General features: G+C 71.6%; 17 protein-coding genes and 6 tRNA genes. 10 read left to right on the top strand and 13 right to left on the bottom strand.

The annotated features are described in order from the left end of the window. Window positions 1-3: 3 nt before the first annotated feature. From AOM06_RS11410 to AOM06_RS11380, 7 genes are all read right to left on the bottom strand, one after another. Entirely contained in the window at window positions 4-894 is an 891-nt protein-coding gene (locus tag AOM06_RS11410; protein ID WP_062306105.1) for a phosphatidylinositol mannoside acyltransferase, read from the bottom strand. Then, complete coding sequence (gene pgsA, locus AOM06_RS11405) at window positions 891-1550, bottom strand: phosphatidylinositol phosphate synthase (RefSeq protein WP_062306103.1); 660 nt, start codon at window positions 1548-1550, stop codon at window positions 891-893. The genes AOM06_RS11410 and pgsA overlap by 4 nt, the downstream gene beginning before the upstream one ends. After that, window positions 1551-2093 carry an HIT family protein gene (locus tag AOM06_RS11400; RefSeq protein WP_062306099.1) on the bottom strand — a complete coding sequence of 181 codons (543 nt, stop codon included), beginning with the start codon at window positions 2091-2093 and terminating at the stop codon, window positions 1551-1553. A 2-nt stretch (window positions 2094-2095) separates the two neighbouring features. After that, window positions 2096-4087: a threonine--tRNA ligase gene (gene thrS, locus AOM06_RS11395; protein ID WP_062306096.1), complete on the bottom strand. Its 1992-nt coding sequence runs from the start codon at window positions 4085-4087 to the stop codon at window positions 2096-2098. 79 nt (window positions 4088-4166) lie between these two features. Then, the gene (locus AOM06_RS11390) at window positions 4167-5756 is read right to left on the bottom strand and encodes a deoxyguanosinetriphosphate triphosphohydrolase family protein (protein ID WP_082105536.1); all 1590 of its coding nucleotides are present in this window, start codon (window positions 5754-5756) and stop codon (window positions 4167-4169) included. A 60-nt stretch (window positions 5757-5816) separates the two neighbouring features. Next, entirely contained in the window at window positions 5817-6362 is a 546-nt protein-coding gene (locus tag AOM06_RS11385) for a 2'-5' RNA ligase family protein (RefSeq protein WP_062306092.1), read from the bottom strand. A gap of 47 nt (window positions 6363-6409) precedes the next feature. After that, a complete protein-coding gene (locus tag AOM06_RS11380; RefSeq protein WP_062306089.1) occupies window positions 6410-7567 on the bottom strand; it encodes a low temperature requirement protein A in 1158 nt (385 codons plus the stop codon). Between the two features lie 159 nt (window positions 7568-7726). Between AOM06_RS11380 and AOM06_RS11375 the strand changes: the two genes are divergently transcribed. Continuing rightward, a complete protein-coding gene (locus AOM06_RS11375) occupies window positions 7727-8677 on the top strand; it encodes a DUF4349 domain-containing protein (protein ID WP_062306087.1) in 951 nt (316 codons plus the stop codon). Between the two features lie 56 nt (window positions 8678-8733). Here AOM06_RS11375 and AOM06_RS11370 read toward each other — a convergent pair. The 3 genes from AOM06_RS11370 to AOM06_RS11360 all read right to left on the bottom strand — a co-directional run bounded on the left by AOM06_RS11370 (window position 8734) and on the right by AOM06_RS11360 (window position 10824). Next, window positions 8734-8808: transfer RNA gene (locus AOM06_RS11370), tRNA-Val, on the bottom strand. Window positions 8809-8854: 46 nt separating this feature from the next. Next, window positions 8855-9724, bottom strand: coding sequence for an aminotransferase class IV (locus tag AOM06_RS11365; protein ID WP_062306084.1), 870 nt, complete (start codon window positions 9722-9724; stop codon window positions 8855-8857). Next, window positions 9721-10824 carry a chorismate-binding protein gene (locus tag AOM06_RS11360; protein WP_062306082.1) on the bottom strand — a complete coding sequence of 368 codons (1104 nt, stop codon included), beginning with the start codon at window positions 10822-10824 and terminating at the stop codon, window positions 9721-9723. Before AOM06_RS11360 ends, AOM06_RS11365 begins: the two co-directional genes overlap by 4 nt. 163 nt (window positions 10825-10987) lie before the next feature. Here AOM06_RS11360 and AOM06_RS11355 point away from each other — a divergent pair. The 6 genes from AOM06_RS11355 to AOM06_RS11330 all read left to right on the top strand — a co-directional run bounded on the left by AOM06_RS11355 (window position 10988) and on the right by AOM06_RS11330 (window position 12108). Next, window positions 10988-11060: transfer RNA gene (locus AOM06_RS11355), tRNA-Gly, on the top strand. Between the two features lie 32 nt (window positions 11061-11092). After that, window positions 11093-11163: transfer RNA gene (locus AOM06_RS11350), tRNA-Cys, on the top strand. A 1-nt stretch (window position 11164) separates the two neighbouring features. Beyond that, window positions 11165-11239 (top strand) — tRNA-Val (locus AOM06_RS11345). A gap of 50 nt (window positions 11240-11289) precedes the next feature. Next, window positions 11290-11365, top strand: a tRNA-Gly gene (locus AOM06_RS11340). Window positions 11366-11418: 53 nt separating this feature from the next. Further along, window positions 11419-11493: transfer RNA gene (locus tag AOM06_RS11335), tRNA-Val, on the top strand. A 120-nt stretch (window positions 11494-11613) separates the two neighbouring features. After that, the gene (locus AOM06_RS11330) at window positions 11614-12108 is read left to right on the top strand and encodes a hypothetical protein (RefSeq protein WP_062306080.1); all 495 of its coding nucleotides are present in this window, start codon (window positions 11614-11616) and stop codon (window positions 12106-12108) included. Window positions 12109-12112: 4 nt separating this feature from the next. Here AOM06_RS11330 and AOM06_RS11325 read toward each other — a convergent pair whose 3' ends face one another. After that, entirely contained in the window at window positions 12113-12712 is a 600-nt protein-coding gene (locus AOM06_RS11325) for a DUF1684 domain-containing protein (RefSeq protein ID WP_062306078.1), read from the bottom strand. Continuing rightward, window positions 12709-13296: a TetR/AcrR family transcriptional regulator gene (locus AOM06_RS11320; protein ID WP_062306075.1), complete on the bottom strand. Its 588-nt coding sequence runs from the start codon at window positions 13294-13296 to the stop codon at window positions 12709-12711. The genes AOM06_RS11325 and AOM06_RS11320 overlap by 4 nt, the downstream gene beginning before the upstream one ends. Window positions 13297-13415: 119 nt before the next feature. Here AOM06_RS11320 and AOM06_RS11315 point away from each other — a divergent pair, with 119 nt between their 5' ends. The 3 genes from AOM06_RS11315 (at window position 13416) to treZ (ending at window position 18308) form a co-directional block, all read left to right on the top strand. Beyond that, window positions 13416-13910, top strand: coding sequence for an organic hydroperoxide resistance protein (locus tag AOM06_RS11315; protein WP_082105534.1), 495 nt, complete (start codon window positions 13416-13418; stop codon window positions 13908-13910). A 151-nt stretch (window positions 13911-14061) separates the two neighbouring features. After that, on the top strand, window positions 14062-16512 hold the full coding sequence (gene treY, locus AOM06_RS11310) for a malto-oligosyltrehalose synthase (protein WP_369401409.1): 2451 nt from the start codon (window positions 14062-14064) through the stop codon (window positions 16510-16512). Then, window positions 16509-18308: a malto-oligosyltrehalose trehalohydrolase gene (gene treZ, locus AOM06_RS11305; RefSeq protein WP_062306070.1), complete on the top strand. Its 1800-nt coding sequence runs from the start codon at window positions 16509-16511 to the stop codon at window positions 18306-18308. Before treY ends, treZ begins: the two co-directional genes overlap by 4 nt. A 78-nt stretch (window positions 18309-18386) precedes the next feature. Here the strand turns inward: treZ and AOM06_RS11300 are convergent. Next, on the bottom strand, window positions 18387-18867 hold a 481-nt coding region (locus AOM06_RS11300; RefSeq protein ID WP_156163687.1), incomplete at its 5' end, for an HNH endonuclease.

Below are 18867 nucleotides of genomic sequence, written 5' to 3'. Positions count from 1 at the left end.
CTCTTAGGTCTCCGTCCATCCGAACCGCTGGAGCATGTGCCAATCCTCGGGATGCTCCCGGATGGCCTCGGACATGAACTGTACCCAGGCACGGCTGAGGTGCCCGACGCGGTCGTCCTCCGGCGCGTCGCCCGGCTCGATCTGCGGGCCGAAGCGCAGCACGCAGCCCCAGCGGGAGCGCGCCCGCCACCGCGCGCGGCCGTGAAGCCTCTCGTAGCGGACGTGGACCGGGATCAGGGGCGCGCCGATCGCGACGGCCAGGGCCGCCGGGCCGGGCGCGACCTTGACCCCCTGGCCCCACATCTCGACCTCGACGCCCGAGCCCGAGAGGTCGCGGTCGGCGAGCAGGCACAGGATCCCGCCCTCCTTCCGACCGATCCGGATGAGCTCGCGGAACGTGGAGCCGCCCTCGTGCCCCAGGATGCGCATGCCGACCTTCTCGCGCAGCGCGACGAACTCGTCGAACACCTCGCGCGGCTTGAGCACCTCGGCCACCGAGGTCACCTTCGCGATGTGGCGGCAGGCGTACGCCCCGATGAGGTCCCAGTTGCCGGAGTGCGAGAGGACCAGCACGGCGCGGCCCTCGGCATCGATGCGCTCCAGGGCCCCGTGCGGATCCTCGACGCGCACGCGCGAGTCCACGGTCGCCGGGGTCATGCGGCCCAGCTCGAACGTCTCGGAGTAGTAGCGCGCGGTGGAGGCCATGCCCCGACGCGACAGCCGCCGCAGCGCATCGCCCTCGAGACCGGTGACGCGATGCAGGTTGTCCTCGAGGCGGCGGGCCGGCTTGGAGCGCCGGGCCCATTGGAGCATCGTGCCGGACCACAGGAGGCCGCGCGTGAGCGAGATCGGCGCGTACCGCGAGGCGCGGAACGCGAGCAGGAAGGCGTTCATTCGTGCGGGTACGGCTGGGGCTGGCCCTCGAGCCGCGCGTTCCACTCGGGGTGGAGGCGCGCCTGGCGCACCACGGCCCAGATGCGCTGGCCCACCGTGATGGTCGCGAGCACGGTGAGCAACCACAGCGCGCCCGTGAGCACCCACAGCGGGAACAGCCCGAGCCCGTAGAAGCCCGTCGCGACGAGCGAGATCACCAGGCGGTCCGAGCGCTCCGCGAGCCCGAAGTTGGCGGCGACGCCCATGCCCTCGGCCTTGGCACGCGCATAGGGCACCAGCGACCCGATCGCGAGGCACAGCAGCGCGCCCAGCGCGGTCGCTCGGTCGATGTCGATGAACACCCACGCGAGGGTGCCGAAGATCGCGGCATCGGCCACGCGGTCCAAGGTCGAGTCGAGGAACGCGCCCAGGCGCGAGCTCTTGCCGCCGAGGCGGGCCATCGTGCCGTCCAGCATGTCCGTCACCACGAAGAAGGTGATGAACATCGTGCCCCAGAAGAACCAGATGCCCTGGTGCGGGAAGAACAGCACGGCGCCGAGCACCACGCCCACCGTGCCGAGCACGGTCATGACGTTCGGGTGGATCCCCTTCGACAGCAGGAAGCGCGCGGGCGCCTGCCACAGGGCGGCCATGTACGGCCGGAGCCTGCCGAGCATCTAGTGGTCCTCTCTCCAGGCGTCGCTCACGCGCCGCCATGTGTCGTCCAGGAGCTGGGGCACGGCCTTGGTCTGCGCGATGATCGGGAGGAAGTTGGTGTCCCCCTCCCACCGCGGCACCACGTGCTGATGCAGGTGCGCCGAGATCCCGGCGCCACCCGCCTCTCCCTGGTTGATCCCGATGTTGTAGCCGCGCGGTCCGCTCACCTTCGCGAGCACCCGCATGGCCTGCTGGGTGAGCGTCGACATCTCGTCCCGCTCCGCGTCGGTGCACTCCGTGTACCAGGCGATGTGGCGGTACGGGCAGATCATGAGGTGGCCGGGGTTGTACGGGTACAGGTTGAGCACCACGTAGCAGTGCTCGCCCCGGTGGACCACGAGGTGCTCGCGGTCGTCCGACCCCGCCTTCTTGCACAGCGGGCAGCCGGCATCGGCGCCCTTCGGCTTGTCGCCCTCGATGTACGCGAGACGATGCGGTGTCCACAGGCGCTCGAGCCCGTCGGGGACACCCCCCATCGTCTCGGCGTCCACCTGGTCGGGCATCGTCAGACCTGCGCCTTGGTGCGCACGGCCTCGACGATGCGGCGCACCGCCTCGTCGACCGGCACCTGGTTGTCCTGGCTGCCGTCGCGGTAGCGGAACGAGACCGCGTTCGCGTCCGCGTCGTCGCCGCCGGCGATGAGCACGAACGGCACCTTCTCCTTGGAGGCGGTGCGGATCTTCTTGGGGAACCGCTCGTCCGAGTCGTCGAGCTCGACGCGCACGCCCTCGGCGCGCAGCTTCGCGCACACCTCGGCGAGGTAGTCGTTGAAGGGCTCGGCGACGGGGATCGCACGCACCTGGACCGGCGCGAGCCACACGGGGAACTGTCCCGCGTAGTGCTCGGTGAGGATCGCGAAGAAGCGCTCGATCGAGCCGAAGAGCGCGCGGTGGATCATCACGGGACGCTGGCGCGAGCCGTCGGGGGCCGTGTACTCGAGCTCGAAGCGCTCGGGCAGGTTGAAGTCGAGCTGGATGGTCGACATCTGCCACGTGCGGCCGATCGCGTCGCGGGTCTGGACCGAGATCTTGGGGCCGTAGAACGCGGCGCCGCCCGGGTCCGGGACCAGCTCGAGGCCGGAGGCGACGGCGACCTCGCGCAGCGTCTCGGTGGCCTCCTCCCACACCTCGTCCGAGCCGACCGACTTCTCGGGGTTCTTGGTCGAGAGCTCGAGGTAGAAGTCCTCGAGTCCGTAGTCCTTGAGGAGGCCGAGCACGAACTCGAGGGTCTTGGTGAGCTCGTCCTTCATCTGCTCGCGGGTGCAGTAGATGTGGGCGTCGTCCTGCGTGAAGCCGCGCGCGCGGGTCATGCCGTGGACCACGCCGGACTTCTCGTAGCGGTACACGGTGCCGAACTCGAACAGGCGCAGCGGCAGCTCGCGGTACGAGCGGCCGCGCGAGTCGAAGACCAGGTTGTGCATCGGGCAGTTCATGGGCTTGAGGTAGTAGTCCTGGCCCTGCTTGGTGACGTTGCCGTCCGCGTCGCGCTCCTCGTCGAGGTGCATCGCGGGGTACATGCCGTCCTTGTACCAGTCGAGGTGGCCCGAGACCTCGAAGAGCTTCCCCTTGGTCGCGTGGGGCGTGTAGACGAACTCGTAGCCCTCCTCGATGTGACGACGGCGCGAGTACTCCTCCATCTCCATGCGGACGATGCCGCCCTTGGGGTGGAAGACCGCGAGGCCTGAGCCGATCTCATCCGGGAAGGAGAACAGGTCCATCTCGGCGCCGAGCTTGCGGTGGTCGCGGCGCTCGGCCTCGGCAAGGCGCTCCTTGTACGCGTTGAGCTCGTCCTTGGTGGGCCACGCGGTGCCGTAGACGCGCTGGAGCTGGGGGTTCTTCTCGGAGCCCTTCCAGTACGCGGCGGCGGAGCGCATGAGCGACCAGCCGTTCTGCAGGACGCGGGTGCTCGGGACGTGCGGGCCGCGGCACAGGTCGCCCCATGCGCGCTCGCCGTTGCGGCGCACGTTGTCGTAGATGGTGATGTCGCCCTCGCCGATCTCCACCGAGGCGCCCTCGGCACCCTCGGTGTCGTGCGTGAGCAGCTCGCACTTGTAGGGCTCGTGGGAGAGCTCCGCGAGAGCCTCCTCCTTGGTCACCTCGCGGCGCACGAAGGCCTGGCCCTCCTTGACGATGCGCTGCATCGCCTTCTCGAGGGCCTTGAGGTCCTCGGGGGTGAAGGGGGTCTCGACGTCGAAGTCGTAGTAGAAGCCGTTCTCGATGGGCGGGCCCACGCCGAGCTTCGCGTCCGGGTTGACCTGCTGCACGGCCTGCGCGAGCACGTGCGCGGTCGAGTGGCGCAGCACCATGAGCCCGTCGGGCTCGGTGACCGGCACGGCCTCGACGGTCGCGCCCGCCGGCACCTCGCGCGCGAGGTCCCACAGCGCGCCGTCCACGCGCATGACGACCACGTCCTTGCGGTCGGCGAACAGGTCGGCGCCCGTCGTGCCCGCCTCGAGCTCTCGCTCGACGCCGTCGATGGTCGCATTCACGCTGGGCACAGGGTCACTCCTCGGGTGTGGATGGTACGGAGACGATGCTACCGAGCCATCGCGGCCCGAGTCGCCGCGCGCACGTGCATCAGAGCCCCTGTCCCCCGTCCCACAGACGCTCGGAGGCGCCGGAGACGAGGTTCGCGACGGACATCGCCTGTGCATCGGTGAGCGACGCGACATAGTCGACGATCCCGCGCCCGGTCGCGTAGCGATGCAGCGCCTGGGCGTCGGTGGTGGGGAGCAGCTCGGGGGTCCGGTCCCGCACCGCGAGGTAGTCCTCCGCCGCGAGCTCGACCAGGTCGAGCAGGCGCCGGGGCGCACGCCGGACATCGTCGTCGTCGTCGAGCCACGCCGCGAAGCTCGTGACGAGCCGCTCGATCACGCTCGCCTGGCCCCGCTGGTACACCGCGAGGTCGGGGCGGTGGAGCACGAACCGCTCCTGGAGGAACTTGAGCACCGCGACGTCGTGGAAGGCGGCCGCATCGAGGCTCACGTGCCCCGAGCGGATGTCGGGGTCGCGCGTCACCACGATCGAGTGCTGGAGGCGCGCGATCCAGCCCGCCATGAAGACCGCGAGCGCGCGGTCCGCGGCGAGCGAGCCGTCGTAGGGCACGGAGAGCAGGCCGTCCACCACCTCGTCGGCGACGCGCGCGACCGACTCGGCGAAAGCATCGTCCTGAGCGACCCAGGGATCACGCGCGACCAGCCGCCGGCGCAGCAGCTCGAGCCCGTGCCCGGGCGTCCGGCGCGCGCGATGCAGCTGCTCGAGCGGCGTGGCCGCGAGCGCGGCGCGGTCGCGGCTCCACGTGCGGAACTCCGCGGAGACGGCGGCCTGGTTGAGGAGGTCCGCGCGGTAGAAGTCGTCGAGGTCGTGGAGCGAGTACGCGATGTCGTCCGCGATGTCCATGACCGAGCACTCCACGGTCTGCTGGCGGCGCGCGATCTCGGGGTAGGCGTGGCGGGCGTCGAGCATGTCGTCGAGGTCCAGCGTGTACGCCGAGAACTTGCGCGCGCCCTCCCCGGGGCGGCGCGGCGAGAGGCCTCGCGGGGTGTCCGCTCCCCCGCTCCACCCCTCGCCCTGCTCGCGCGTCCACGGGTACTTGAGCACCGCCGCCCGCACCGCGCGCGTGAGGTTGAGCCCCGACCCGGCGCGGTCGTACTCGTCGAGCCGCGTGAGGATGCGGAACGTCTGGGCGTTGCCCTCGAAGCCCTCCTCGAGACCGAAGCGCTCCCTCGCGAGCCGGTCCAGCGTCTGCTCCCCCAGGTGGCCGAACGGAGGGTGGCCGAGGTCGTGGGCCGCCGCGGCCGCCTGCACCACCACGGGGTCGCAGCCGCCGAGGTCCCGCACGAGGGCGCCGCGCTCGCCCCAGTCGCCGTTGAGCGACACCGCGATCGAGCGCGCCACCGCGGTGACCTTCACCGAATGGGTGAGGCGGTTGTGCACCGCGAGGCCCGCGCCCGACTGCGAGATCACCTGGGTCACGGCCGACAGGCGCGAGAAGTACGGCGAGAAGCGGATGCGCTCGAGGTCCACCCGGTACTCGGGGCGGTACTCGCCCCGCTGGAACTCGTCGAGCTCCTCGGGGACGGATCGCGCGACGCGCGGGTCGGGGACGGACGGCACACCGCCCGGGTCGGTCGAGCCCCGTTCAGCGCCCTCGCGTGCGTCGTCCATGCGGCTCTCCCGTCGATCCTTACGGGGACGGTAGCGACCCGCGCGCGGGATCGCCAACCGTCACGCCGCCGCGCCCAGCAGGCGATGCGTCGTGCGCACCACGTAGCGGTGGGGGCCGTCGGACGAGCTCGCGATCACCTCGATCCCCTCCGCCTGCCACGGCACCGCCAGCGGCGGGTGGTGCAGGGCCTGCTCGACGGCGGCGACGCGCAGGTGATGGCTCGCGCGCGCCACCGTCACGTGTCCCGTGAAGAGCCGGTCGCGCGGAGCGAAGCCCTCGTCCGCGAGCGCCGCGTCGACCGCCGCCGCCATGTGCTCGGCACCGGCCACCGGGACCGCGACCACACGAGCGGTCAGCGGAGCGGCCTGGGCGCCCAGGAGCATCCGCATCGCGGCGAACGACGCGGCCGCGTGGGCCGCCGCGCGCGTCACCGCGGCCTCGGCGTCGGTCTCGCCGATGAACCTGAGCGTGAGGTGACGCTCCTCGCGCGGCGTCCAGCGATCGAGCCCCGCGTCGCGGGCGCGGCCGCGCAGCGTCGCGCCGAGAGCATCGTCGAGGGCGTCGTCGACGATGTCGGGGGTCATGATCCCGATGAAGAGCCTCACGCCTCACGGTACTGCGGCGACGGAACCGCCGCGCATGGGCGGCCCTTCTAGCTGTCGCCGCCGGCGCGCGTGGGCTCGCCCGCGTCGCGCCAGTTCGCGCCCACGACGATGGGCACCAGGATCAGGTCCAGCAGCGCCACCGCGGCGAGCGGGGGCAGCGACGGCGCCACGGCCGAGCCGGCCACCAGCAGCATCGCGCCGACGATCCGCACGCGCCACCGTGTCATGCCCGCACCGATGACGTACGCCGCCTGGGCGGCGAGGAAGACCGCGGGGCCGATGAGCAGCAGCGCGCCGTCGACGCCCGCGTGCTCGTCCTCGACATGGGCCACCACCAGGTCCGCGCCCGCCGCCAACAGGATCAGCCCCGCCATGACGAAGAGCAGGACCACGATGCCGCGATGCACCGTGCCGATCGGGTCGCGCGTGCCCCGCGCCTCGGCGACCACCAGATCCTCGGCGCCGCCGAAGTAGGAGTACCAGAGGCAGACCACCGCGACGAAGGCGCCGAGCACCCCCGCGACCACCACCGGCTCGGGTCCCGCATCCGCGATGGCACCGCCGATGCCGAGGATCGTCTCGCCCAGCAGGATGAGCAGGAACAGCCGCATGCGCTCGAACATGTGCGGGGCGTCGTAGTCGACCGCCGTCGGCTCCAGGACGTGGCGCGGCACGGGATGAGCGCTGAACACCCCCGCGACGTCGATCGTGGCCGCCGCGATCCACCACCAGAGCCGGACCTCGGGCTCCATCGCCGCGCCCACGAGCCAGAACGGCGCGGAGGCGGCGACCCAGACGAGCATGTTGCGGCTGTGGCTACGGAAGAACGACTGCTGCTCCCGCACCGCGGAGATCGCGCTCGGCACGGCGCCAGCCAGCACCAGGGGGATGACGAACAGCCACCCGCCCTCCTCGAACGCGACGCCGATCGCACCGTTCATCACGAGCGCCAGTCCCATCACGACGATGGTGACCGCGCGCGTCGAGCGCCGCTCGACATCGCGCAGGGTGAGGTGGAACGAGGTGAAGGTCCACACCGAGTAGACCGCGACGAGCATCACCGCCGTCTCGGCCCCCGCGCGCCAGCCGAGGTGGCCGACGAGGTGATGGGTGAGCTGGATCATCGCCAGCACGTACGCGAGATCGAACAGGAGCTCGACGGGAGACACCTCGCGGCGCTGAACCACCGCCGTCTGCTCGCCCATATCCCGCCCCTCGCCTCCGCCTGTCTCCGATTCTGGGGCATGGACGGCGCCTGGCACCGGCGCATCCCTCGCAAGGGAACATCACGCCTGGTCACAGCCGGGTCACAGGTTGATCACCAACGCTTCCGCGACCCCCGACGTCTCCCTAGCATGAGCGCCATGAGCATCCACGCCGCAGCAAGGCCCCGCACCACCCGCCGAGGCGCCGTCGCGGCCTCGATCCTCGCCCTCGCCTGGGCGCTCGCCGGCTGCACGTCCGGTGCCGACGAGTCGACGAGCGGAGGCGAGGAGTACGGCTACGCCGGTGCCGACGCCGCGGTCGCCGAGGAGGACATGGGCACCGACGGCGCGGGCGAGATCCGGACCGACGACCGCTCGCTCATCGTGACCGGCTGGATGTACATGACGGTCGAGGATCCGATCGCGGCGGCCGACGCCGCGGTGGAGATCGTCGAGGACGCCGACGGCCGGATCGATGCCCGCAGCGAGACCGCCGACGGGCCCTACGAGCGGGGCAGCGCCCAGCTCACGCTGCGTGTGCCCGCCAGCAGCTTCGACTCCGTCGTCGACCACCTGCGCACGCTCGGCACCGTGGACGAGTTCTCGACCGACACCGCCGACGTCACCACGCAGGTCACGGACCTCGAGGCCCAGATCTCCACGCTGCGCGCCTCGACCGCGCGCATCGAGGGACTCCTGGCCGATGCCGAGGACATCAAGGACATCATCACGCTCGAGGACGAGCTCGACAGCAGGCAGGCGGAGCTCGAGAGCCTCGAGGCGCGGCAGCGGGGCCTCGACGACCAGGTGTCGATGTCCACCATCGACCTCTCGCTCACCACCGAGCCCGTGGTCGAGGTCGACGACTCGCCGCGGAGCTTCTGGAGCGGCCTCGAGTCCGGCTGGAACGGCCTGGTGAGCTTCCTCGGGGGCGTGCTCGTGGTGACCGGCGTGCTGCTGCCGTGGCTCGTCGCGGCGGCCGTCCTCGGCGCGGTGGCGCTCGCGGTGATCCGGGCCCGGCGAGCGCGCGGTGCCCGCGCGGCCGGCACGTCGTCCGCAGCCTCGCCCTCGTCCGAGGAGCCGGCGACCACCGCGTCGACCGGCGACTGACCACAGCCAGGGGAAACGCCGAAGGGCCGTCCGGAGATCCGGACGGCCCTTCGTCATGGTGGGCGATACTGGGATCGAACCAGTGACCTCTTCCGTGTGAAGGAAGCGCGCTACCCCTGCGCCAATCGCCCGTCTTCAGTTGTGCCCCGCTCTGCGGTGCGACGACAACTATAGCGGCTATTTGGAGTGCTTCGGTGCAGGGTCGCTGTCCGCGGCGGCGCGCTCCTCGAAAATCGTGCCCAGCTGCAGGAGCAGCGGGCCGTGCTCGACCGGCGCCCTGTCGAGCGACGCGAGCGGCTGGATCCGGCGCGTCGAGGACGTGACGGCCGCGAAGGACTCCCCCGCGACCACCTCGTCGAGCACGCTCATCTCGAGCTCCCCCGGCGCGGCCGCGCGGATGGGCAGCCCCGCATCGGCCCCCCACTCGAGGGCGAGCCCGCGGACGATGCCGGGGAGGCATCCCGACGCGAGCGGCGGGGTCAGGACCTCGCCTCCGCGCTCGATGAGGATGTTCGAGGTCGCGCCCTCGCACAGGTGCCCGTGCGTGTTCGCGAGGATGGCCTCGTCGCCCCCACGCGAGCGGGCGAACTCCATCATCACCACGTTCTCGGCGTAGGACGTGCTCTTCACGCCCGCGAGCGCGGAGCGCTCGTTCCTGCGCCACGGGACGCGGACGGCGTGGCACGAGGCGGGAGGCGGGGAGTCGTTCGCCGTCACCACGATGGTGTGCGGACCCTCCCCTCGGGCGAGAGGGCCAGGTCCCGGCCCGCTCGACACGGTGATGCGCAGCCGACGGAGCCCCTGCGCAGCGCCGAGGACCTCGCCGACCGCCTCCCGCACGGCCTCGTGGTCGATCTCCCGCATGCCCATGCGGGCCGCGGAGTACGCGAGGCGGCGCAGGTGCCGCCTGAGCCCGAAGGCGCGACCGTCCACCACCTCGAGGGTCTCGAAGACGCCGTCGCCGACTGTCCACCCGTGGTCACCTGCGGTGATGATCGGATCATCCTCGCCGCGCAGGAGCCCCCCAGCCCACACCACTGTTGTCATGTCGCCATTCTGGGGGCCGAGGCAAGCGCTATCAAGCGACGCGCCTTGAGCTCCGTCTCCGCCCACTCCCCATAAGGGTCGGAACCCCACGTAATGCCCGCACCGGTCCCGAACCGGAGGCGTCCCCCCTGGTCCGGGACCCATTCGAAGGTGCGGATGCCGACGGCGAGCTCGGCCTCGCGGCGGTCCGCGTCGATCCATCCGATGCCCCCGCAGTACGCCCCGCGGACGCCGGGCTCCTCGCGTTCGATGATGCGCAGCGCGGACGACTTCGGGGCCCCGCTGACGGACCCGGGCGGGAAGGTGCCGTCGAGCAGCGCCGGCCAGAGGGCCGGAGTCCAGTCGTAGTCGGGAGCGAGCGTCGCGGCGACGGTGGACTGCAGGTGCACCAGCCCGGGAAGCTCGTGGAGGCCCAGGAACTCGGGGACGGTCACGGATCCGGGCAGCGCGACGTGCGACACGTCGTTGCGGATCAGGTCGGTGATCATGATGTTCTCCGCCTCGTCCTTGGGCAGCATCGCCTCCCCCGGCGCCGCCGTGCCCTTGATCGGGCTCGACAGCACCCGTGTGCCATCGATGCGGAGGTAGAGCTCGGGCGAGGCGGACACGACCCACGCGCCGGGCCACGCGTCCGCGCGCGGGATCACGATGCGGGCGGCGTGGCGCGCGGGGTTGCCCGTCGCGAGACGGTGCGCGAGCGCGACGGCGTCCGGCCCGGGCTCGGGCGCCGGCAGCGGGGCCTCGAGCATGCGGCAGAGGTTGACCTGGTAGACGTCGCCCTCGCGGATGTCGCCCCGGATGCGCTCGACGCCTGCCCGGTACGCGGCCTCGTCGAGTGAGGTGCTCCAGGAGTGCGCCTCGGGGCCGCGCCAGTCGCGGCCGGGCTTCGGCGCAGGCTCGGGGCGGGCATCGTCCCTCTCGACGCGGGCCATGCGCCAGGCATCGAGCCGACCCTCGAAGGTAGCGACGACCACCCAGAACCCGCCGGCGGCGATGCGCTCGCCCGCCCGGTCGAGCGCCACGTGCTCGACGGGCTCCCACGCCCGCACACCACGGAACGCGGCGCTCCCGGCGCGGCGCGCATCGTCCTCCCGTGTCATGGCGACAACGCTACTGGCGGGAGCCGACGGCGCCCGCCCGCACGGCTCCCGTTCGGCGCCCGTTCAGCGCGGTCGCGGCGACACGCGGGACGCGGAGCCGATTTGGTTTCGAGGCCAGACATCCGCTAAGGTCTATCTCTCGTCAGGGCAACAGCCCAGACATGCGGACGTGGCTCAGTTGGTAGAGCATCACCTTGCCAAGGTGAGGGTCGCGGGTTCGAGTCCCGTCGTCCGCTCGGAGCGTCGTAGCCCTAGGTTACGGCACTACGGTGGAGTGGCCGAGAGGCGAGGCAGCGGCCTGCAAAGCCGTATACGTGGGTTCGAATCCCATCTCCACCTCGGGCGATTGGCGCAGCGGTAGCGCGCTTCCCTGACACGGAAGAGGTCACTGGTTCGATCCCAGTATCGCCCACCACGAGGTTCCTTCGGGATCCTCATGAAGTCCGGGGCTTCTGCCCCGGCAACGCGGACGTGGCTCAGTTGGTAGAGCATCACCTTGCCAAGGTGAGGGTCGCGGGTTCGAGTCCCGTCGTCCGCTCCAAGGATCGCCGGTCTCCCCCTGGGAGCCCGGCGATTGCTCCGTCTGGAGAAGACGGGCGATTGGCGCAGCGGTAGCGCGCTTCCCTGACACGGAAGAGGTCACTGGTTCGATCCCAGTATCGCCCACCACATCGCAAGGCCCCCGGGATCCCCCGGGGGCCTTCGTGCTTCCCCGCCCGGCACGGCGTCCGCGGCGCGCGTACGGTGGAATGCGGGCGACGATGCCATGCCGCCCGGGAGGAGGCCGCCATGTCACGCGAGGAACGCCTCATGACCGCCGCGCGGACCGTGACCGGCGACGACACCATCACGGATGTCGCGGAGTTCATGCCGGAGTCCGCGCTCGACGACCCGATCTGGAACGACCGCGCCGACCACCGCGTCCCGCTCGACGCCGACGGCCGCCCCGAGACGGTGGAGGCCGGCGCGGACCTGGGCGCCGACCTCGCGGCGGACCGCGCGCACCTGCCGCCGCACGTGTGCCTCGCGGTGACGCCCACGCGGCTGCACCTCCTCGGGCTTCCCCACGGCTTCTTCGCGCCGCATCCCGAGCAGGCCTACCTCATGGGCACCTTCGACCGGTCCCAGCTCGAGGTCGCGGTCAAGGGAAGGCTCACCGACATCCTGCTCACCCTGACCGACCCCGCCTCGGGCGCGACGATGGCGCTGGTCGCGGACCGGTTCTCGACCTACCACCCGCGGACGGTGATCGAGCTGCTGCGGATGAACGTCGAGGCGTCCTGATCCGTCAACCCTCGACGGGGCGGTACCTCTCCCCCGCCTCGACGGCCACGTCGAGCGTGTTGCCCGGGCCGGGCAGCGGGCAGACCCAGTCGGAGGAGTACGCGCACGACGGCTGGTACGCGAAGTTGAGGTCGATCACCAGCGCCTCGGGCGTGCCGCCCAGGTCCGCTCCCTTGACGGTGTCGAGCACGTAGCGCCCGCCGCCGTAGGTGCGCGGAGAGGCGTCGCGCAGCGGGAGGAAGATCCCCCCGCCGTACGAGTCGAGCCACCACACGTCGAGCCCGCCCAGCCCGGGGAGCTCGACGCGGCCAAGGCGCGCGAAGGGGACCATGCCGTCGGTCGCCGTGGGAACCTCGCGACGCTCGGGCGGCGCCGCGTCCACGGGCACCACGAACCGGAATGACGCGTCGTAGGGCGCGACATCCGGGATGAACGATGCGCGGGCGGCCTCGGGGACGGGGCTCGCGGGATGCTCGCGCAGCAGCGCGGCGCGGCCGTCCACCCAGGCACGATGCGCCGCCCGCGGGTCCGCCTCGAGGCGCACGCGGGCGTACAGGTCCGCGACGCGGACGCGCCAGTCGCGGATCTGCCACGCATCCGTCACGGCGTGCGGTCCAGGATGGCGCGGATCGCGTCCGCGAGGCCCGCCGCGACGCGGTCCGGGTCCTGGTCGAGGTAGCCGGCGACGAGCGCGCCGTCGCGGAGCATCATCACCTGGGTGGCCGCGGAGGACGCCGACGCCGCGTCGAGCCCCGCCGTGGCCAGCCACCGCTCGATCGCGGCGGTCATGAGCGCGCGGAAGGACGCGACGAGCCTGCGGACGGGGTGCGCGGGGTCGGGATACTCCGCCGCGGCGTTGATGAAGGGGCACCCACGGAAGTGGGGCCGGCACATCTGCTCGGTGAGCGCGGCGGCGATCTCGTCGACGGTGAAGTCGGCGCCCTCGGCCTTCCCCAGCACGTCCCGTACGTACGCGAGCTCGCGCTCGAGGTAGGCGACCACCACATCGTCCTTGGTCGGGAAGTGCCGGTAGAAGGTCACCTTGGAGAAGCGCGCCTCCGCGAGGATGCGATCGGCGCTGATCGCCCGGATGCCGTGCTCGGCGAAGAGCGCCGCGGCGGCGTCGACGATGGCCTCGCGGACCGCGGGCCCTCGCCTGGCCGGGGCCTTGATGGCCGTGGTGCTCACGTGGATCCCTCTTCTCTGCCTCCGGGACCGATCGGGTCCGGGACTCGATCATCCCGCATCTCGGTGTAGCCTGATGTAGACGTACTAGTAACTCTACGCCGAGAGACCGAGGAGCAGCCATGACCGAGCCCACCACCACCGAGGTCGACATCACGCCCGGCGAGGGCGTGCACCACGACAAGGCGCCCAAGCGGCCCAAGGCCTTCTACACGGCCGAGGCGACCGCGACGGGCGACGGCCGCAACGGCCGCGTCGCGACCAGCGACGGCCTGCTCGACCTCGACCTGGTGACGCCGAACCCCCTCACCAAGCCGAAGAAGACCAACCCCGAGCAGCTCTTCGCCTCGGGCTTCGCGGCGTGCTTCAACTCGGCGTTCCAGAGCGCGGCCAAGCTCATGAAGGTGAAGCTCGAGTCCTCCGAGGTCACGGCGCGCGTGGGCATCGGCCCCATCGCGCTCAACCGCTTCGGGCTGGGCGTTCGCCTGCACGTGACCGTCGTCGGTGTCGACCAGGACACCGCGGACCGCGTGGCCGAGAAGGCCGAGGAGATGTGCCCGTACTCCAACGCGACGCGCGGCAACATCCCCGTCGAGATCACGGTCACCGCGAAGTAAAGGCCGCGCCAAGGGAATACCAGCCTCCTCAGGTCGTGTCTGTCATGATGGACATCACCTGAGGAGGCTGATTCTCTCTATGGCAGACGGCACGCACGAACGGACGAGGAGCAGGAAGAGGCCGGGTCAGCGCGCGGGTGCGCCGGTCCCGGTGTCGACGTATCGGCTGCAGCTGAGCGCGGACTTCACGTTCGCCGACGCCGCGGCCCGGCTCGACTACTTCGCGGCGCTGGGCGTCACGCACCTCTACCTCTCCCCCGTGCTCACCGCGGCCCCGGGCTCGACGCACTTCTACGACGTGGTCGACCACTCGCGCATCGACCAGGTGCTCGGCGGCGAGGAGGGCCTTCGCGACCTCTCGTGGCAGGCCGGCGAGCGGGGCATCGGCCTGATCGCGGACGTGGTGCCCAACCACATGGCGGTCCCCACCCCCGCGTTCCACAACAAGGCGCTGTGGGACGTGCTCGAGCACGGCCACGACTCGCTCTTCGCGCACTGGTTCGACGTCGACTGGGAGTCCGGCGAGCCCGTGCTGATGCCGGTGCTGGGTCAGCGCATCGGCACGATCCTCGCGGCGGGCGAGCTCACCGTGGACCACATGGTGATCCCGGGCCTCGAGGACCGGGGCGAGGTGCCCGTGCTGCGGTACTGGGACCACGTGTTCCCCATCCGGGAGGGCACCGAGCACCTGCCGCTCGCGTCGCTGGTCGAGGAGCAGCACTACCGCCTCGCGTACTGGCGCGTCGCGAACGAGGAGCTCAACTACCGTCGCTTCTTCGACGTGGGCTCGCTGGTGGCGGTGCGGGTCGAGGACGAGGACGTCTTCGACGCGACGCACGCGCGCATCGTCTCCCTGGTGAAGGACGGCACGCTGCAGGGCCTGCGGATCGACCACCCCGACGGCCTTGCCGACCCGGAGGGGTACATCGCGCGGCTCTCGGAGGCGACCGCGGGGGCCTGGATCGTCGTCGAGAAGATCCTCGAGGACGAGGAGCGCCTCTCCACCAGCTGGAAGTGCGCGGGCACCACGGGCTACGACGCCTCGTGGCGTGTGGGCGCGCTGCTGCGCGACCCCTCGGGCGCGGCTCCCCTGGCCGGGACCCTGCACCGCGTCACCGGGGACGCGATGGGCGAGCTCCCCGACCTCATCGACGCGGCCAAGCGCGAGATCGTGAAGGAGTCGTTGTCGAGCGAGGTCCATCGTCTCGCGACGATCGCCCACACGGTCTGCACCACCGACGTGCGGCTGCGCGACCACACGTGGCGCGCGCTGTACGACTGCCTCCGCACCATGCTCGTGACGTTCGACCGCTACCGCGCGTACGTGGTCCCCGACGTCGCGCCGCGACCCGGATCGCTCGAGGCGATCGACCACGCCGCCGACCGCGCGCGGCGACTGCTGGATCCCGAGCGCCACGAGACGCTCGACGTCGTGGTGGACCTGCTCAAGGGCGCCGAGGTCGGCTCCGCGGGACGCACCGCGGACGCGAAGCGCCGCGAGCTCGTCATGCGGTTCCAGCAGGCCTGCGGCGCGGTCATGGCGAAGGGCGTCGAGGACACGGCCTACTACCGATGGACCCACCTCCTCCCCCTGTGCGAGGTGGGCTCGCCCGCGGGACGCTTCGCGATGCCGCCGGCGGCCTTCCATGCCTGGGCGATCGAGCAGCAGCAGCTCTTCCCGCACGCGATGACGTGCCTGTCGACCCATGACACCAAGCGGTCCGAGGACGTGCGCGCGCGGCTCGGCGTGCTCTCGGAGGCCGCGGACCAGTGGGACGAGCTGGTGCAGCGCCTCCGCGAGGCGACGGAGGACATGCGGCCGGCCGAGCTCGACGGGCGCACCGAGAACCTCTGGTGGCAGACGCTGGTCGGCACGTCCGACGAGGACGGCTTCATGGAGTGGGACCGGCTCGAGGGCTACCTCATCAAGGCGATGCGCGAGGCGAAGTCGCACACCACGTGGACCTCCGTGAACGAGACCTACGAGTCGCAGGTGCTCTGGTTCGCGCAGACCACCCACGCCGACCCCGCGGTCCGCGAGGCGATCGAGGGCTGGCATCGCGCGACCGCCACCGGCACGCGTGCCGCGATCCTCGGGCAGAAGCTGCTGCAGCTCACGATGCCCGGCGTCCCTGACGTCTACCAGGGCACCGAGTCGCTCGCGCCGAGCCTGGTGGACCCCGACAACCGCCGTCCGGTCGACTACGAGGTGCGCGCCGACATGCTCGAGCGCGCCCTCGGCAAGGCGAGGCCGCGCGGCCTCGCCGAGGAGAAGATGCTCGTGACCGCGGCCGCCCTGCGGCTGCGGCGGTCCCACCCTGACGCCTTCGTCGGCGACGATGCAGGCTATGTGCCGCTCGCCGCGTCGTCCGGCCATGCGGTGGTGTTCGCTCGCACCGACGGCGACGAGCCTGTCGCCGTGACGGTCGCGACCCGGGCGGGCCTGGAGCTCGAGAGGCTCGGAGGGTGGGGCGAGCACACGGTGCAGCTGCCCGAGGGCCGCTGGCGGGACGTGATCGGCCGGCACACCATCGAGGGCGGGGCGGTGCCGATCGCGCAGCTGCTGCGCTCGCACCCCGTGGCTCTCCTGGAGCGGGCATGAGCGCGCCGGTGCGGGTCTGGGCGCCCGTGGCGTCGCGCGTCGAGGTGCTGGTCGGGCCGGCGGATGCCGCGGTGGTCGATGTCATGCACCCGGATGGGGACGGGTGGTGGGAAGGCCCGGCGCTCGCGGACGGGACGGACTACGCCTTCGCGGTCGATGGCGCGGGACCCTTCCCCGATCCGCGCAGCGCGTGGCAGCCGCATGGCGTGCACGGGCCGTCGCGGGTGTTCGACACGGGCAGCTTCACCTGGACCGACGCCGACTGGGCGGGCCGTTCCGCCTTGGGCGCGGTCACCTACGAGCTTCACGTGGGAACCTTCACGCCGCGCGGTACTCTCGACGCGATCGACGAGCGCCAGCTGCGCGACCTGGCCTCGCGCGGCGTCGAGATGGTGGAGCTCATGCCCCTTGCAGCCTTCCCGGGCTCGCGCGGGTGGGGCTATGACGGCGTGGCGCTGTACTCCGTGCACGACGCGTACGGGGGCCCGGCGGCGCTCCAGCGGTTCGTGGACCGGGCGCACGGCATCGGCCTGGGCGTGTGCCTCGACATGGTCTACAACCACCTGGGTCCAGACGGGAACTACCTCGCGCAGTTCGGCCCGTACTTCACCGACGCTCACGAGACCCCATGGGGCTGGGCGGTGAACCTGGACCAGGACGGCGCGGCCGGGATGCGCTCGTTCATCGTCGACAACGCGGTGCGGTGGTTCGAGGACTTCCACCTCGATGCGCTGCGGCTCGACGCGGTGCACGCCCTGGTCGACGACTCGCCCCGCCACATCCTGGCGGAGCTCTCTGACACGGTCGGGGCTCTCTCGGATCGGGTGGGCCGGCCGCTGTCCCTGGTGGCGGAGTCCGACCTCAACGACGCCGTGATGGTGACGCCGACCGCCGAGGGCGGGCTCGGCATGACGGCCCAGTGGGCGGACGATGTGCACCACGCCCTCCACGCGTACCTCACCGGGGAGACGCACGGGTACTACGGCGACTTCGGGTCTCTCGCGGCGCTCGACAAGGCGTACCGCTCGGTGTTCGTGCACGACGGCGGGTTCTCCTCCTTCCGCGGCAAGGACTGGGGCGCACCCGTGCCGGACGCGGTGGACCGGCGGCGGTTCGTGGTGTTCGCCTCGAACCACGACCAGGTGGGCAACCGGGCGCTGGGCGACCGTCCGGCGTCGCGTCTCTCCCCCGGCGCGCAGGCCGCGTCGCTCGCCCTGGTGCTCTTGTCCCCCTTCACGCCGATGCTGTTCATGGGCGAGGAGTACGGCGAGACCAGGCCGTTCATGTTCTTCACCGACCACGACGAGCCCCTCGGGTCCGCCGTGTCCGAGGGCCGCATGCACGAGTTCGCGGGCCACGGTTGGGAGGAGCTGTACGGGGGTTCCGTCTCCGTCCCCGACCCGCAGGACCGGCAGACGTTCCTGCGGTCGAAGCTGGGCTCGGGTGTGGCGGCTGGGTCGGCTGCGAACGCCCGGGTCGAGGCGTGGATGGCCGAGGTGATCGAGGCCCGGCACCTCACGCTGCCTGATGAGGCGTGGGCCGCGCATCCGGCGGGAGCGTCGGAGCTCGCACCCCGGCAGCTGACGATGCACGGACCGGTCCGGGTGCACGCCAACCTGTCGGGCTCCTCGATGGAGGTGCCGCTCGAGGGTCGCGTGGTCGGGGTGTTCGGCAACGTGGCGGTCGAGGGGGCGGACGGCGGTCTCGGGACGCTGATGCTGGCGCCGGACGCGGTGGCGCTGGTCGCCATGGTCGGCGCTGCCAACGCCGCGGGTTCGGGTACGAGCGGCTTCTAGTCTCACCAGGTGCCTCCTGGGCTCGGGCGTGCCTCGGTGGCGCTCACCCGGGGTGGTGGCGCCGTTGGGGCGTGGTGGTCAGGTGGGCGGGCTGGCGGTGGCGGGTGCGGGTTGGGGTAGGTCGACGTGGAGGGCGGCTTTGCCGCCTTGGCGGGGCGTGCGGGTGGGATCGACGTTGGCGGGTGGGATGAACCACACCTCGGTGGCGGTGGCGCGGACCTGCCAGTGCTCGTCGTGGATGCGGTGGTGACACCTCGTGCAGAGCAGGACCCCGTTGGACAGGTCGGTGCGGCCGCCGCGGGAGACCTCGACGATGTGGTGGGCGTCGCAGAACGACACGGGGACGTGGCAGAACGCGCACCCGCCGTCACGTTCGGCCAACGCGATCCGCTGGGCGGGGGTGAAGAACCGTAGGGCGTAGCCCACATCGAGGGCTTGGGAGCCGGTGCCGAGCATGACGGGCAGCATCTGTGCGTCCACGGCCAGGCGGCGGACCTGTCCGGCCGACAGCGGGGTCGACAGCGCGTCGCACCAGCCCAACCCGACCCCGGTTCGGAGC

The sequence above is a fragment of the Demequina subtropica genome, from assembly GCF_000971235.1.
Lineage (GTDB): Bacteria > Actinomycetota > Actinomycetes > Actinomycetales > Demequinaceae > Demequina > Demequina subtropica.
The sequence above is the reverse complement of the archived record's forward strand: the minus strand, read 5'-3'. Positions and strand labels throughout refer to the sequence as shown.

What these genes read in the sequence shown, in the direction of transcription:
- AOM06_RS11410 (WP_062306105.1), bottom strand. Translation starts at nt 894, where the DNA reads ATGAACGCCTTCCTGCTCGCGTTCCGCGCCTCGCGGTACGCGCCGATC.
- AOM06_RS11380 (WP_062306089.1), bottom strand. Translation starts at nt 7,567, where the DNA reads ATGGGCGAGCAGACGGCGGTGGTTCAGCGCCGCGAGGTGTCTCCCGTC.
- AOM06_RS11375 (WP_062306087.1), top strand. Translation starts at nt 7,727, where the DNA reads ATGAGCATCCACGCCGCAGCAAGGCCCCGCACCACCCGCCGAGGCGCC.
- AOM06_RS11330 (WP_062306080.1), top strand. Translation starts at nt 11,614, where the DNA reads ATGTCACGCGAGGAACGCCTCATGACCGCCGCGCGGACCGTGACCGGC.
- treZ (WP_062306070.1), top strand. Translation starts at nt 16,509, where the DNA reads ATGAGCGCGCCGGTGCGGGTCTGGGCGCCCGTGGCGTCGCGCGTCGAG.
- pgsA (WP_062306103.1), bottom strand. Translation starts at nt 1,550, where the DNA reads ATGCTCGGCAGGCTCCGGCCGTACATGGCCGCCCTGTGGCAGGCGCCC.
- AOM06_RS11390 (WP_082105536.1), bottom strand. Translation starts at nt 5,756, where the DNA reads ATGGACGACGCACGCGAGGGCGCTGAACGGGGCTCGACCGACCCGGGC.
- AOM06_RS11315 (WP_082105534.1), top strand. Translation starts at nt 13,416, where the DNA reads ATGACCGAGCCCACCACCACCGAGGTCGACATCACGCCCGGCGAGGGC.
- AOM06_RS11360 (WP_062306082.1), bottom strand. Translation starts at nt 10,824, where the DNA reads ATGACACGGGAGGACGATGCGCGCCGCGCCGGGAGCGCCGCGTTCCGT.
- AOM06_RS11400 (WP_062306099.1), bottom strand. Translation starts at nt 2,093, where the DNA reads ATGCCCGACCAGGTGGACGCCGAGACGATGGGGGGTGTCCCCGACGGG.
- AOM06_RS11365 (WP_062306084.1), bottom strand. Translation starts at nt 9,724, where the DNA reads ATGACAACAGTGGTGTGGGCTGGGGGGCTCCTGCGCGGCGAGGATGAT.